The organism is Reinekea sp. (genome assembly GCF_046710285.1).
Classification (GTDB): domain Bacteria; phylum Pseudomonadota; class Gammaproteobacteria; order Pseudomonadales; family Natronospirillaceae; genus Reinekea.
The window spans coordinates 19632-34032 of sequence record NZ_JBKEGY010000032.1 but is presented as its reverse complement, the minus strand read 5'-3'; the positions used below and the strand labels follow the sequence as shown (position 1 = coordinate 34032).

The window sequence follows — 14401 nt, the reverse complement described above, 5'->3', positions numbered from 1 at the left end:
GCTATTAAAACTAAAGTTATCCATAAAGCCTAATCGACGACCAGAATTACATAATGGTATTATTTGGCTTATTTGAAATTTCATATCTAACCCATTAACAAAGAATGTTAGAGACCACAAAAGGAAAATCAATGAAAATTGCCATAGCAGGGACAGGCTACGTAGGGCTTTCGAATGCCATGTTACTCGCCCAACACAACGAAGTGGTTGCCGTTGATATTATTGAAGAAAAGGTAGCGATGCTAAATAAAAAGCAATCGCCCATCGAAGACGTCGATATTACCGACTTTCTACAAAATAAAACCCTCAACTTCACCGCAACGCTAGATAAGCAAAAAGCCTACGCCGATGCTGAATACGTAATCATCGCAACCCCAACCGATTACGACCCAGATACCAACTATTTTAACACCCAAAGTGTCGAGTCTGTCGTAGCCGATGTAATGGCTATAAACCCATCTGCAACCATGGTCATTAAATCAACGGTACCCGTGGGTTATACTCAGCAATTGGTTGAGCAAACAGGCAATAAAAATATCATATTTTCACCCGAGTTTTTACGCGAAGGTAAAGCCCTGCACGATAACCTCTACCCAAGTCGAATAATTGTAGGTGAACAAAGTGAGCGTGCAGAAATATTCGCATCGCTTCTAAAACAAGGCGCCATAAAGCAAGACATTGCCGTTTTATTTACCAACAGTACCGAAGCAGAAGCCGTAAAACTGTTCTCAAACACATACTTAGCCATGCGCGTCGCCTATTTTAATGAGCTAGATTCCTATGCAGAAACACACGGCCTAGATTCAAAGCAAATTATAGAAGGCGTAGGCTTAGACCCGCGTATTGGTAACCACTATAACAACCCAAGCTTTGGCTACGGTGGCTATTGCTTACCAAAAGACACCAAGCAATTGTTAGCCAACTTCCAAGATGTGCCCAATAATATTATTGGTGGTATTGTAGATGCCAATACCACTCGCAAAGACTTTATTGCCAATGCCATTTTAAAGCGTAACCCAAAAGTAGTGGGCATTTACCGACTTGTCATGAAAACAGGCTCAGACAATTTCCGAGCATCGGCTATTCAGGGAGTTATGAAGCGTTTAAAAGGTAAAGGCATTGAAGTGATTATTTTTGAGCCAGCCTTTACAGAAGCAGAATTTTATAATTCAAAGGTTTTCACAGACCTTGCAGAATTTAAAAGCAAAGCAGATGTTATCGTAGCAAACAGACGATCAGAAGATTTAAACGATGTTATAGATAAAATCTATACTCGTGATCTGTTTGGAAGCGATTAATTAAACGAGTTTAAAATAAATTGTCTACCAGTACTGGGTATTAAATGAAGTTTAGCGAACTAAAAAAATCTTACTTACTTTCGAAAAAGTTAGCCAAGCTCAATGTTGATGCATTGCATCGGAAGGAAAGTAGCGATTGCCCAGTCATAGTATCACTAACCTCAATACCAAGCCGGTTTGATGTTATAAACCTTACCGTACGCAGTGTATTGAATGGCACAATAAAACCTGAAAAAGTGGTGCTTTGGTTGCATGAATCACATAAGGGTTCATTGCCTGAAAGCTTAGAATTATTGCAGGGCAATAAGTTTGAGATTAAGTTTTCAACATTAGATAGCCCGCATTTGAAGCTAGTAGAAACGCTAGCGTTGTACCCCAATAAAGTCATAGTCACCTGCGATGATGATCTATTATATGAACCTGAATGGCTTCAACGTTTATATCAAGACCATCTAGAATTTCCAACGGATGTTCTCGCCCATGAGTGCCGGGCAATAAGCTATGACGAACAGGGCCCCCCCCAACCCTACAGTTATTGGTATCGCGAACATATCTCACTGGCAAGCTACGATGGATTAATGCCCTTAGGGTTTGGTGGTGTTCTTTACCCGCCAGGTTGTTTTCATGAAGATGTGTTGAATTCAAACTTGTATTTAAACTTAACGCCAAAAGCGGATGATCTTTGGTTTAAAATGATGTCACTGCTCAAAGGTACAAGTGCGCGACTTACATCACGGCCAGTTAAAACACCGGCCAAGACCTTAAATTCGCAAACGGTTAACTTGCGAGACCAAAATATCAACCAAGATGGCAACCGTACTCAATGGGTAGCCTTGGCGGATCATTACCAATTAAATCCATTTCTACCATTCGCTATAAACCAAGCTAACTTGCCTAAACAAACCAATGAATCAAGTACACCAATAGACGTAGTTATCACTTGGGTAAATGGTGAAGACCCCGTGCATGCTAAGAAAATGAATGATTACTTGGCTGAAAAAGGCATGCAAAGACCAAAGTCAGCGCATCCAACCCGCTATAGCGATTGCGGAGAGCTAGCCTATTCTGTTGCCTCAATATTAAAGTTCGCGCCATGGGTAAGGTATATACATATAGTGACCGATGCGCAGCAGCCAGCCATATGCGATTGGATTAAAAACACGCCCTATGCTGACAAAATAAAACTAGTGGATCACAAGCAAATATTTGAAGGCTATGAACAACATTTACCCACCTTCAATACACGTTCCATCAGCGCAGCCCTATGGCGTATACCTGGTATTGCCGATAGCTTCATTTACATGAATGATGATTTTTTTATAATCAAGCCGGTAATACCCAGTGATTTTTTTGCTGATGAAAAAGGTAGCAAAGTAGTTTTGCGCGGCAAATGGCATAAGTCGAACGCAATAGGGCGCTTTATCAATAGTATTAAGCGTAAAAAACAAGATAAGTTGCAAGCAAAAGGGCAGCAACAGCGGCCAAGATATAGTCAAGCACAAAAGCTTTCAGCAGCCATAGCAGGCTTTAACGATAAGGTCTTTAAAGTAGAGCACAACCCACACCCAATGCATAAGTCAACTTTGATGAACCATGCGAAAGCTAACGAGCAAATGTTTAACGAGCAACTGTCACACCGTTTCCGCTCAACAGAACAATACATAGTAGAAAGCCTCGCCGCTCACTTAGAGCTTGCAGCCAACAACGCCGAGATAAACAACCAATACAAATCCTTCCTGTTAACACCAGAAAAGCTAAGCCGAAAGCGAATAAAATGGCAGCTTAAAAAAGCCAAAAAAGATCAGCGCGCCGTCTTTGCCTGCATTCAAAACATAGACAAAGCCACCCCAAGATCGCAAGAGCAAATATTCACCTGGCTAAGAAATCAAATAGGAACGCTTTAGACAGTACAGCCCCAAATCAACTTTGTAGGAGTCTTCGAAGCAAAGCGCAGGGACGACAGAGCACCACAAAACATTCGCGTCTCCGCAAGCTCCGAGCACTCCTACAAAAACCCGCAGCCGCCCTCAATCACCCAGTAGGAGTCTTCGAAGCAAAGCGCAGAGACGACAGAATGCCACCAAAACATTCGCGTCTCCGCAAGCTCCGAGCACTCCTACAAAAACCCGCAGCCGCCCTCAATCACCTGTAGGAGTCTTCGAAGCAAAGCGCAGAGACGACAGAGAACCACAAAACATTCGCGTCTCCGCAAGCTCCGAGCACTCCTACAAAAAAACATCGCCGCCTTTAATCCCCCTGTAGGAGCCTTCGAAGCAAAGCGCAGAGACGACAGAGCACTACAAAACATTCGCGTCTCCGCAAGCTCCGAGCACTACTACAAAAAAAACACAGCCGCCATTAATCACCCTGTAGGAGTCTTCGAAGCAAAGCGCAGAGACGACAGAGCACCACAAAGCATTCGCGTCTCCGCAAGCTCCGAGCACTCCTACAAAAAAACCACAGCCGCACCCTGTAGGAGTCTTCGAAGCAAAGCGCAGAGACGACAGAGAACCACAAAACATTCGCGTCTCCGCAAGCTCCGAGCACTCCTACAAAAACCAGCCAAACGATTTGTCCTTACACGCAGCCCGCAGCCAAAAACCCGTAGCCGCCCCTAAGGCACCACCACCTTAACCCCAGGCACCACCGCCCGTAGTTTATCCGCAAAAACCGCCTTAGCCTCCCCATCCCCATGCACCAACCTAATTTCCCCTGGCAACTCAGGAATACCCTGAATAAACGCCAATAAATCAGACTGATCAGCATGAGCCGAAAACCCAGAAACCGTATAGGTTTTAGCATTTAACCTGACCGATTGGTTCTTAAACCTAATAAACGACCCGTGTTTAGCCTGTTGAATCTGCGCACCCAAGGTGCCACGGGCTTGATACCCCACAAACAAAACATCGGTAGAGGGCTTATCAATCAGCGCTTCTAAATAATTCATAATACGGCCACCTTGGCACATGCCACTGGCGGCAATCACAATGGCGGGTTGCTCCGTGTTTTCTAAGCGTTTAACCAGTTTTAAATGGTCTTTGTGGTGGCTAATAGTGAGTAAAGTGTCAAAAGCTAGGGGAAACCGACCTTTGTCTCTTCGTTCCAACAAGGCGTTGGGCCAAAAACGAGATAATTCACGATACTTATCCGTCAACTCTCGCGCTAAAGGGGAGTCTAAAATAACCGGCAAGGGCTCATTATTAGGTGTTTGTATCAAACCTTGATGCACCAAATTTTCAATAAGCGAGAGCAGCTCTTGGGTTCGGCCTAAACTAAAGGCCGGTATTAGCAGCGTGCCGCTGTCCAACATTGCTTTGTTGATAAGCTTAGCCAAGGTAGCCTCTCGATCTTGTCGGTTCGTGTGGTTTTTATCACCATAGGTGGTTTCAATAACCAAAGTGTCGACTATCTCGGGTGATTGTACCGCATCCACAAACATCGCCCCTGGCGAGCCTAAATCACCACTGAATACCGTACGGTTAAGCTTACCATTATCTAGTGTTGTACTAATTTCAACATAAGCAGAGCCCAAAATATGCCCAGCATTCTGCAGCCTAATTTGAACCTTCTCATGCACCGCAAACCAATTGTTAAAGGGCAGTGCAACAATTTGAGATTCAATCCGAAACAGCGCAAGCTCTACCAGCTTATGGTCGTTATCAAGGTTAATCTCTAACGCATCTTTTAAAACAACCGGCAACAAAGCCGCCGTAGGCTCCGAACAGTAAATAGGCCCCCGAAACCCCGCCGCAACTAGCCAAGGTATACGGCCCACATGATCAATATGGCAGTGCGTAACAATAAGCGCCGACACCCGAGCCACATCAAAGCTAAAATCAGCCAAATTTACATCGGCCTCAGAGCCCTGAAACAAACCGCAATCAATCAGTAAATTAACACCAGCTGCCTCATACTGATGACAACTGCCCGTAACCCCCGTCACCGCTCCATGGTGAGTTATTGTAGGTAGCATAAAAATCCTTATAGCCTGTTTAGTCAGTAAATTTAAGACACTAACATTCACAGCAGTGCTTTACTGCGAAATAGGTAGCTAACCCGCAGTTGTATACCGAAATCTAGTTTTTTATGAGCCGCACAGGGTATTGCGGAAACACCTTGTCACTTGAAACTAAATGCATACCCTCTGCCTGAGCTTGCACTACCAGCATTCGATCAAAAGGGTCTCTATGTAATTTATCTTTATCTGGGTAATTGACATAAGGCATAGAGCCAACCTGATCTGTATGAAAGGGCTTTATAGCTAAAATAGAAAACCCCTTTTTTTCTATAATATCTTCTAAGTCACTCGGTGCTATCAGAGATCCTATTGATTTCTTGATGTTTATTTCCCAGAGGCTAGCAACGCTTACGTACACTTCATTTTTAGGGTTGGCAATTAGGCTAAAAACTTCAGAATCTATATTTTTTACTAAACCGTCATCTAACCACCAGAGAAATATATGAGTATCGAGTAAGATACGCTTCATTCATCCTCCAAAAAATCGAACATGCTTTCAATTTCCTCATCGGCACAATCAAAAGCATCCATATTAATGCTATAACCACCAGGAACTCTTGGGGTTGAATTCCTATGGGGTATTAAATCAACATAGGGCTTGCCTGCTTTCGCGATAACCACTCTTTCACCTTGGTGTGCAAGTTCTGCCAGTTGAGATAACTTAGATTTAGCTTCATGCATATTTGCTTGTGTCATTGAATTACACTCCATTAAAAATGCTTAGCTAAGTATAGCTAATACAGAGTTAATTACCATCCCACCCCCAAAATATCTCTTGACCCCACTGAAAGCTTGCAGCTGACAGCTGACAGCTATACAATCCCCCGTTCAACCCATGAACACCCCTAACCCAAAGGCTCAAACACCAACCCATGCTCACCGACGAACTGCGCTACAAACTGCTAAAAGCACTAGAGCAGAACCCAAACCTCAGCCAAAGACAGCTTTCCAAAGAGTTGGGTATTAGCTTGGGGAAGGTTAACTTTTGTGTGAACGCTTTAATGGATGTAGGGGTGCTAAAAGCCCAAAACTTTAAAAACAGCCAAAACAAGCTAGCCTATGCCTATGTTTTAACACCTAAAGGCATAGAAGATAAAGCTGAGGTGACGACACGGTTTTTGCACAGAAAACTGAAAGAGTATGCAGAGATTGAGCGGGAGATTGAACATATTAGAGAAGAATTGTCTTTAAATAGATCAGAAGCATAACTGAGCTTATCAAATAAGAAGGCAGTTTAAATTGAATAAATTACTAAAATTTAACTAAGAGAACATTGAATGGACTTTAACGATAAAAAAATAGCAATTATCGGGCTTGGTTATGTTGGCCTTCCCCTGGCCGTAGAATTTGGCATTCACCGCAGTGTACTGGGCTTTGATATTAATAAAGGCCGAATAAGCGAATTAGAAGCAGGGCACGACAGCACCTTAGAAGTTGAAGATGAAAAGTTTGCTACGGCTACCAAGCTAAGTTTTAGTTCAAACGAAGAAGATCTAAAAAGTTGTGGCATATTTATTGTGACTGTACCCACGCCAATTGATGAAAATAACGCACCAGATCTACTTCCTTTGCAAAAAGCCAGTGAAATGCTAGGTAGGGTTGTATCAAAGGGTGATCTAATTATTTATGAATCAACCGTTTACCCGGGTGCAACCGAAGAAGTATGCATACCCCTTATTGAAAAAGTATCGGGTTTAACTTTTAATCAAGACTTCTTTGCTGGTTACAGCCCAGAGCGAATTAACCCCGGCGATAAAGTTAATACGCTAACCAAGATAATGAAAATTACCTCAGGTTCTACGCCTGAAATAGCCACAGCCGTCGACGACTTATACCGTTCAATAGTGACAGCCGGTACGCACAAAGCAAGCTCTATTAAAGTAGCTGAAGCCGCAAAAATCATTGAAAACACCCAGCGCGATTTAAACATTGCCATAATTAACGAGTTTGCAAAAATATTTAACAAGTTAGGCATTGATACCCAAGAAGTATTAGAAGCAGCGGGCACAAAGTGGAACTTCTTACCCTTTAAACCAGGCCTAGTCGGCGGGCATTGCATCAGTGTCGACCCATACTATCTTACCTATAAGGCAAAAGAAGTGGGTTACCAGCCCGAAGTTATTTTGGCCGGCCGTCGTATTAATGATGGTATGGGCCAGTATGTTGCTACCGAGTTAGTGAAGGCGGTCAGTAAGAAGAAGATCCATATAGATGAAGCGCGCGTTTTAGTGTTGGGCTTTACGTTTAAAGGCGATTGCCCAGATGTTCGCAACACCAAAATCATTGATATTGTTAAAGAACTTCAAAGTTTTAATATGAATGTAGATGTTTATGATGATTGGGCCGATGTTGCAGAAGTTAAGCATGAATATGACTTAGATTTAATCACACAGCTTAATGAAAATACCTACGATGCAATCGTACTGGCAGTAGACCATTCAGAATTTAAAGAATGGGGTGAGCAAAAGCTAAGGTCTTTCGGTAAAGAAAAGCACGTGCTGTACGATGTAAAATATGTACTATCGCCCGAGCAAGCAGACATCCGCTTGTAGAAGCAATATAACAGCAATTTATGTCTAGCAATTGAATTTGAAATAAGCACCGTTTAAGCGGCAAATAAATAAGGTTGAAAATGAAGAGATTCGCGTTAATTGGAACGTCTGGCTATATCGCCCCAAGACACCTAAAAGCCATTAAAGAAACAGGCAATGACTTAGTGGTTGCCATGGATGTTAACGATTCAGTTGGTATTATGGATAGTCACTTTCCAGAGGCCGAGTTTTTTACCGAATTTGAAGAGTTTGCGGGCTTTGTTGAAGACCAAAAATTAAAAGGTGAAAAGCTAGACTACATAGCTGTGGCTTCCCCCAATTATTTGCATTTACCGCACATGAAGTTTGCACTTAAAAATGGTATTGACGTGATTTGTGAAAAACCACTCGTTTTGAATACCGCCGACTTAGATGTATTAAACCAATATGAAAAAGAATACGGTGCAAAAGTTAACTCAATTTTACAACTGCGTTTGCACCCATCAATAATTGCATTGCGTGAAAAAGTACAAGCGGCGCCAGCCGATAAAGTATTCGATGTTGATCTAACCTATTTAACATCACGAGGTAAATGGTATTTAAAATCATGGAAGGGCTTTGATGAAAAATCAGGTGGTGTAGCCACCAATATAGGCGTACATTTTTACGATATGTTGCACTTTATATTCGGTGAAATTAAACACAACGAAGTACATTACCGTGATGAGAAAACATCTTCAGGGTTTTTACAGTATGAACGCGCAAATGTTCGTTGGTTTTTATCAATTGATGCGAAGCACTTACCCGAAAACGCTGTAAAAGGTGAAAAGCTAACCTACCGCAGCATAGATGTTGAAGGCGAAGAACTCGAGTTTTCTGGCGGGTTTACAGACCTTCACACCCAAAGTTATGAGCGTATTTTAGCAGGTAAAGGCTATGGCGTAGAAGACAACCGCGCAGCTATTCAAACCGTAGATGTTATGCGCAAAGCTAAAATAGTAGAAAACCCATCAAACCCGCACCCGCTATTAGCAAAGGTTAAATAGTATGAGCTTTTATCAGCATGAAAGCGCCATTGTAGATGAAGGCGCCCAAATAGGTGATGATTCGCGCGTTTGGCATTTTGTGCATGTGTGTGGTGGCGCGAAAATAGGCAAGGGCGTTTCGCTTGGCCAAAATGTTTTTGTCGGCAATAAAGTGACCATTGCTGATAAATGCAAAATACAGAACAATGTATCGGTATACGATAACGTGCATTTAGAAGAAGGCGTTTTTTGTGGCCCAAGCATGGTATTTACCAACGTATATAACCCACGATCACTCATTGAACGTAAAGATGAATACCGAGATACCATTGTAAAGCGCGGCGCTACACTTGGCGCGAACTGCACCGTTGTTTGTGGTGTAACCATTGGCGAACATGCCTTTGTGGGTGCAGGTGCAGTAGTAAACAAAGATGTGCCAGCCTACGCCATGGTAGTAGGTGTGCCTGGTAAGCAAATTGGGTGGATGAGCGAATACGGCGAAAAGTTAGACCTACCCGTAACTGGCAACGCTGAAGCCCATTGCCCCTATACCCAAGACAAATATGTGTTAGAAAATAACATCGTAACAAAGGTTAATTAGCATGCAATTTATTGATTTAGCCGCCCAATACCAGCACCTAAAAACGCGAATAGATAAACGTATTCAGAATGTGCTTGATCATGGCCAATATATAATGGGGCCAGAGGTTCAAGAGTTAGAAGAAAAGCTTGCAGAATATGTTGGAGTAAAACACGCAATTACCTGCGCCAATGGTACAGACGCCTTAACATTGGCACTAATGGCATTAAACATTGGTGAAGGCGATGCCGTAATGGTGCCAACATTCACTTTTTTTGCCTCAGCTGAAACAGTCGCCTACGCCAAAGCAACCCCCGTGTTTGTAGATTCAGACCCAAGCACCTTTAATATGTGCCCAGTTGATTTAGAAAAGCGTATTAAAACCGTGTTAGCAGAAGGTAGACTTAATTTAAAAGCCATAATGCCCGTAGATTTGTTCGGCTTACCCGCTAACTACCCAGAAATTCAAAAGATTGCCGATAAATATAATTTAAAAATTATTGAAGACGCAGCGCAAGGCTTTGGTGGTGAAATTAATGGTAAACGAGCGGGTAGCTTTGGTGATATAGCAACAACCAGTTTCTTTCCTGCCAAACCCTTAGGTTGCTATGGTGATGGTGGCGCAATATTTACCGATAACGATGAATATGCAGAGTTAATTAAATCATTGAGAGTTCATGGTAAAGGCACGGATAAATACGACAACGTGCGTATTGGTATGAATAGCCGATTGGATACTATTCAGGCCGCCGTTTTGTTAGAGAAATTAAATGAATTTCCTAAGGAGCTAACTAATAGGAATAAAGTAGCAGCATGCTTCACGCAAAAACTGGATGGAATGCTTCGAACACCAAAAACACCTGAAGGTTACATAAGTTCGTGGGCGCAATATACAGTAGTATCTGAAAAGAGGATGGAAATAATGTCTTTACTAGAAAAAAACGGGATACCAACGGTGGTCTATTATTCTACTTGTATGCACGAACAAACAGCATTTGTTAATTGTATAGATCTGGGCCTTTACCCGGTAGCGGAATCATTTGCAAAAACAGTATTTAGCCTACCTATGCACCCATATATGGCGGATGCAAGTGTTAATAAAGTCATTGATGCTTTTAAAAAAGACTTTTGCTAAAACATAGTATTTTTTTCAATAAGCGAAAAATCATCAATACTGTGTGAAGAATATTGGGGAGTGAAATGTCTTTTAAAAAAAACATAGCTACATTAATGACTGGTACAATAGCTTCTCAAATTATCCCTATTGCATCTAGTCCTGTTTTGACAAGGCTTTACTCTCCAGATGATTTTGGTGTACTAGTATTGTTTGTATCTATTGCAACCTTCATTGTGGTTGTTTCAACAGGTCGATATGATTTTGGATTACCTCAAACTAAAAATATTATCGATGCCGCAAATCTTTCTGTTTTGTCATTTTTAATTGTTTTGATTTTTACTGCTCTTATAGTTTCTTTGTTGATTATAGTTCGTAACCTTTCAATCACTATAAATTCATTCGGCCAGCTTGTTTTTTTGGTGCCTGTATCCATTTTTTTATTATCGTGTACGTCAATATTAATTAATTTAAGCATTAGATTCGATGCGTACAAGGGGATAAGTATATCTAGGGTTTTTCAATCATTAACTACAGCTTTTATCGGTATAACTATAGGGTTATACAATACAATGGCTTATGGGCTGATTTTGGCTATTCTTGTAGGGCAGATTGTTGGCTTTATGATTCTCATATTTAGTTTACGAAAGCTAATTTTTAGAATGAGTTTGACTGATATTACTGTGATTAACTTAATTGAAGTCGCAAAGGAGTATAGCTTATTTCCGAAAAAAAACTTACCTTCAGCAATTGTGAATAGTTTTTATAATAATGGAAAGATGGTCATTTTAACGTTGTTATATTCCACCGCTTTTACTGGTTTGTTATCTTTGACATTTCGAGTGGTTCAGATGCCTATTACAGTTGTAAGTAATAGTGTGTCTGATGTGTTGTATAGATATGTTTCAATTGAATTACAGAGAGGTGATTATCGGAGTATTCAATCAAAGTTAAAGAGAATGGCAATAATTTTGTCTTTAGTAGGACTTGTACCTTCAATAACGCTACTTTTATGGGGGGAGGATTTATTTATATTTGTTTTTGGAGAAGCTTGGGGTCTTGCAGGTAAGTATGCAGCAATTCTCTCTTTCGGCTTCTATTTTCAGTTTATTGCTTCACCTTTCTGTAAGGTTTTTTATGCCTATAATAACCACTCGGTCTATTTGTCTTGGGAAATAGTTAGATTTGTGTTGGTTTATTTACCAATGTTAATTGGCTATATATGTTTAGCTAATGATATTTTAGTTATAGCCGTTTTAAGCTTATCGCTGGTTGCTTCATATATATTGTTGTTGTTTTTACTAAAAGATATGCTGAAAAATAAGGAAATAGTGTGAATTTCAATGAACAAATCGAACGTCTTTATATTCGCTTAGATTCTATGGAATATAAAGGCGTAGATCCATCGACGATCAATTTTGATCCTAAAGTACTTAAAATTAGACTATTTATTTCAAGTTTAAAAATAAATATTCTTAGTAGGGTTCTGAATTCAATCCTATCTAGAGTTATTTTTTATAGCGGCGGCTTATCTGTTAAAATTATTAGACCCAAAAAGCGTACATTCTCAAAAGGGATTGCACTAGTTATATCTGGGTTGAGTTTTAGAAAAAATTTGGAACTAGAAAAAGTCGATAACTTGATTAAAGTACTAATGGATAAAAAAATCGATGGTATGTATCTTTGGGCTCATGATATACCGTACGGATTCCCAGGAGGAGAGAAAATTTATGCAGATACACCCAACTTAGTTACTTCAGCATTTGTTGCTAATAGTATTTTTGATCTCTATAAGAAAACTGAAGATGAAAAATGGTCAGGTTTATTTTTGAAAATTGTTGATGATATTGAATTGCATATTCCTTTTAAAAATATATCCTCTGATCAAATTTGTTTTATGTATACGCCAATATCAAATTATCATGTTCATAATGCAAATTTACTTTATTCTGAATTGTTAGCTAAAAAATATTCAATAACTAAAGAGCCGTATTTGTTAGAGTTAATAACGAAATCTATAGCGTATACAATTGGCGATTTTATGCGATGTAGAAAATATCGGTATGCGGGACCACCTACAGAAAATGATACTGTTGATAATTATCATACAGGCTTTGTGTTGAGGAGCTTAGCTGAAATTGAAATTCATCTAGGTAGAAATTTAAGTTTTGATCTAATTTCAATTATTAGTGATCTTAAGGATTTTTATTTCAGTACATTTGTAAAAAAGTATATTGTGAGGGGGAGCGATAACCTGATACAGAGTCATTCATTGGCGGAAATGATTATAGTTTACTCAATGTTTAAAGATGAATTGGATGTTGAGCGTAGAGCTGAAATTGAAACATCAATTTCCAAAACTTTTAACCTGCTCTATTCAACAAAATACGGTTATTTTTATAATAATGTAAAGCAAATTGTATTGTTTAAGTTAGTTGACAAGACTGAAATGATAAGATGGAGTAACTCTTGGATGCTGTATGCGATGGAGTATTTTATGAGATCGAAAGATGCTTGATGTTATATTCGTACTATATTATATAACTTTCTTATTTGTTATTGTTTGGTTTGCAGCATTATCAGGATTTAGTTTGTTTAGGTTTTCGATTCCATCATTTGTTATTGTTGCATTTCTTATTTTTTCTTATATTGGAATACTTCCAATGTATTTTCAATGGGATATGAACCGAGTGCTTCTTGGTGTTGTGAATAAGCAATTAATTTTTTTTATTCTTATTATTAGTTCTTACTCAATCTTTATTGTAGTTTTAACTATGCTTATACTTTCAAAAATTTCAATGTCTTCTAGTATTGATAGTATCTCGAAAGTAGTTTTATGTGGTCCACTAAATTTAAGAGAACACATCTTGATCGCAATATTAGTTGTAGTTTGTGTTTTTATTCTGAGCAAGTATTATTTTTCACTTGAATCAATTGCTTTGATATCCGCATTTGAAGGTAATTCAGATATTGCGCGAATTAGAAGTGATATGACAAATAATTATTCAGGTAAATATCATTGGGTGAGTCTAATTATTAATAACGTTTTACCTTTCATTTCATTTGTGTTATTTGCAAGTTTTATAAAAAAACCATCGTTCTTTCTTTGTTTCTATTTTATTGTTCTATTTTTACTTACATCTTTTGGGCTGCTTTCTGCTTCTCTTAAATCTCCATTTGCATGGTTCCTAATTGGTCTGTTTTTAGTGTACGTCTACATTAAAAGTGAAATGAAATACCCCGTAAAAATAACAATTTTTTTATTTTCTGTAGTTTTTGCCTTACTTATAAGTAACTATTTAATGTTCTCAAATATTACAGAGTTGCCTAAGGCACTAAAAGCAATATTTAGTCGTCTATTTACCGGACAAATAGCTAACGTATATTTTTATTTGGATTTTTATCCTGAGACAAGGGAATACCTTTTAGGCAGAAGTTTCCCAAATCCTAAAAGTATTTGGCCTTTTACACCCGTATCAATTTCAGTTGAAATCATGGACCTAGTATCTCCTAAGCTTAAAGCTATTGGTGTGGTTGGAAGTGCTCCTACTGTGTATTGGGGAGAGGTATATGTGAATTTTGGTTTTGTTGGGTTATTGGTGTCTCCTGTCTTCATAGGAATACTAGTTTATTTAATTTGGTATTTGTCATTTATGTTGCCATCGTCTCCAGTATCTGTGGCTTTCGCAGTTTGGGCAGCCCTACATTATAAGAATTTAGCAGCTACAGGAATTAGTGGCTTTTTAATTGATTTTTATGCAGTAGTTATGATTGCAATAGTATTTTTATGGGTTCTAGTTAGTGGCAAAATTAAATTTCGTAGATTGGTGTAGTA

13 protein-coding genes are annotated in these 14401 nt (G+C 39.4%); 10 read left to right on the top strand and 3 right to left on the bottom strand.

From position 1 onward, the window contains the following. Positions 1 to 131 precede the first annotated feature (131 nt). Positions 132 to 1298 (top strand): nucleotide sugar dehydrogenase, encoded by a 1167-nt coding sequence (locus ACI882_RS16510; RefSeq protein ID WP_411744269.1) that lies wholly within the window; start codon positions 132 to 134, stop codon positions 1296 to 1298. Positions 1299 to 1342: 44 nt separating this feature from the next. Beyond that, positions 1343 to 3202, top strand: a complete 1860-nt coding sequence (locus ACI882_RS16505; protein ID WP_411744268.1) for a Stealth CR1 domain-containing protein — start codon at positions 1343 to 1345, stop codon at positions 3200 to 3202. Positions 3203 to 3912: 710 nt separating this feature from the next. Here ACI882_RS16505 and ACI882_RS16500 read toward each other — a convergent pair. From ACI882_RS16500 to ACI882_RS16490, 3 genes are all read right to left on the bottom strand, one after another. Further along, entirely contained in the window at positions 3913 to 5271 is a 1359-nt protein-coding gene (locus ACI882_RS16500) for an MBL fold metallo-hydrolase RNA specificity domain-containing protein (protein ID WP_411744267.1), read from the bottom strand. 103 nt (positions 5272 to 5374) lie between these two features. Further along, complete coding sequence (locus tag ACI882_RS16495) at positions 5375 to 5785, bottom strand: type II toxin-antitoxin system VapC family toxin (protein ID WP_411746798.1); 411 nt, start codon at positions 5783 to 5785, stop codon at positions 5375 to 5377. After that, positions 5782 to 6012 (bottom strand): type II toxin-antitoxin system Phd/YefM family antitoxin, encoded by a 231-nt coding sequence (locus ACI882_RS16490; RefSeq protein WP_411746799.1) that lies wholly within the window; start codon positions 6010 to 6012, stop codon positions 5782 to 5784. The genes ACI882_RS16495 and ACI882_RS16490 overlap by 4 nt, the downstream gene beginning before the upstream one ends. A gap of 176 nt (positions 6013 to 6188) precedes the next feature. Here ACI882_RS16490 and ACI882_RS16485 point away from each other — a divergent pair, with 176 nt between their 5' ends. The 8 genes from ACI882_RS16485 to ACI882_RS16450 all read left to right on the top strand — a co-directional run bounded on the left by ACI882_RS16485 (position 6189) and on the right by ACI882_RS16450 (position 14399). Then, complete coding sequence (locus ACI882_RS16485; protein WP_411746800.1) at positions 6189 to 6524, top strand: MarR family EPS-associated transcriptional regulator; 336 nt, start codon at positions 6189 to 6191, stop codon at positions 6522 to 6524. 69 nt (positions 6525 to 6593) lie between these two features. After that, positions 6594 to 7868 carry a Vi polysaccharide biosynthesis UDP-N-acetylglucosamine C-6 dehydrogenase TviB gene (gene tviB / locus ACI882_RS16480; RefSeq protein WP_411746801.1) on the top strand — a complete coding sequence of 425 codons (1275 nt, stop codon included), beginning with the start codon at positions 6594 to 6596 and terminating at the stop codon, positions 7866 to 7868. Between the two features lie 80 nt (positions 7869 to 7948). Beyond that, complete coding sequence (locus ACI882_RS16475) at positions 7949 to 8893, top strand: Gfo/Idh/MocA family oxidoreductase (protein WP_411746802.1); 945 nt, start codon at positions 7949 to 7951, stop codon at positions 8891 to 8893. Position 8894: 1 nt separating this feature from the next. Further along, positions 8895 to 9473, top strand: a complete 579-nt coding sequence (locus tag ACI882_RS16470) for an acyltransferase (RefSeq protein ID WP_411746803.1) — start codon at positions 8895 to 8897, stop codon at positions 9471 to 9473. Between the two features lies 1 nt (position 9474). Further along, on the top strand, positions 9475 to 10587 hold the full coding sequence (locus tag ACI882_RS16465) for a DegT/DnrJ/EryC1/StrS family aminotransferase (RefSeq protein ID WP_411748566.1): 1113 nt from the start codon (positions 9475 to 9477) through the stop codon (positions 10585 to 10587). 65 nt (positions 10588 to 10652) lie between these two features. Beyond that, positions 10653 to 11903, top strand: a complete 1251-nt coding sequence (locus ACI882_RS16460) for an oligosaccharide flippase family protein (protein ID WP_411748565.1) — start codon at positions 10653 to 10655, stop codon at positions 11901 to 11903. Beyond that, positions 11900 to 13084 (top strand): hypothetical protein, encoded by a 1185-nt coding sequence (locus ACI882_RS16455; protein WP_411748564.1) that lies wholly within the window; start codon positions 11900 to 11902, stop codon positions 13082 to 13084. The genes ACI882_RS16460 and ACI882_RS16455 overlap by 4 nt, the downstream gene beginning before the upstream one ends. Next, positions 13077 to 14399 carry an O-antigen polymerase gene (locus tag ACI882_RS16450; protein WP_411748563.1) on the top strand — a complete coding sequence of 441 codons (1323 nt, stop codon included), beginning with the start codon at positions 13077 to 13079 and terminating at the stop codon, positions 14397 to 14399. Before ACI882_RS16455 ends, ACI882_RS16450 begins: the two co-directional genes overlap by 8 nt. Positions 14400 to 14401 lie beyond the last annotated feature (2 nt).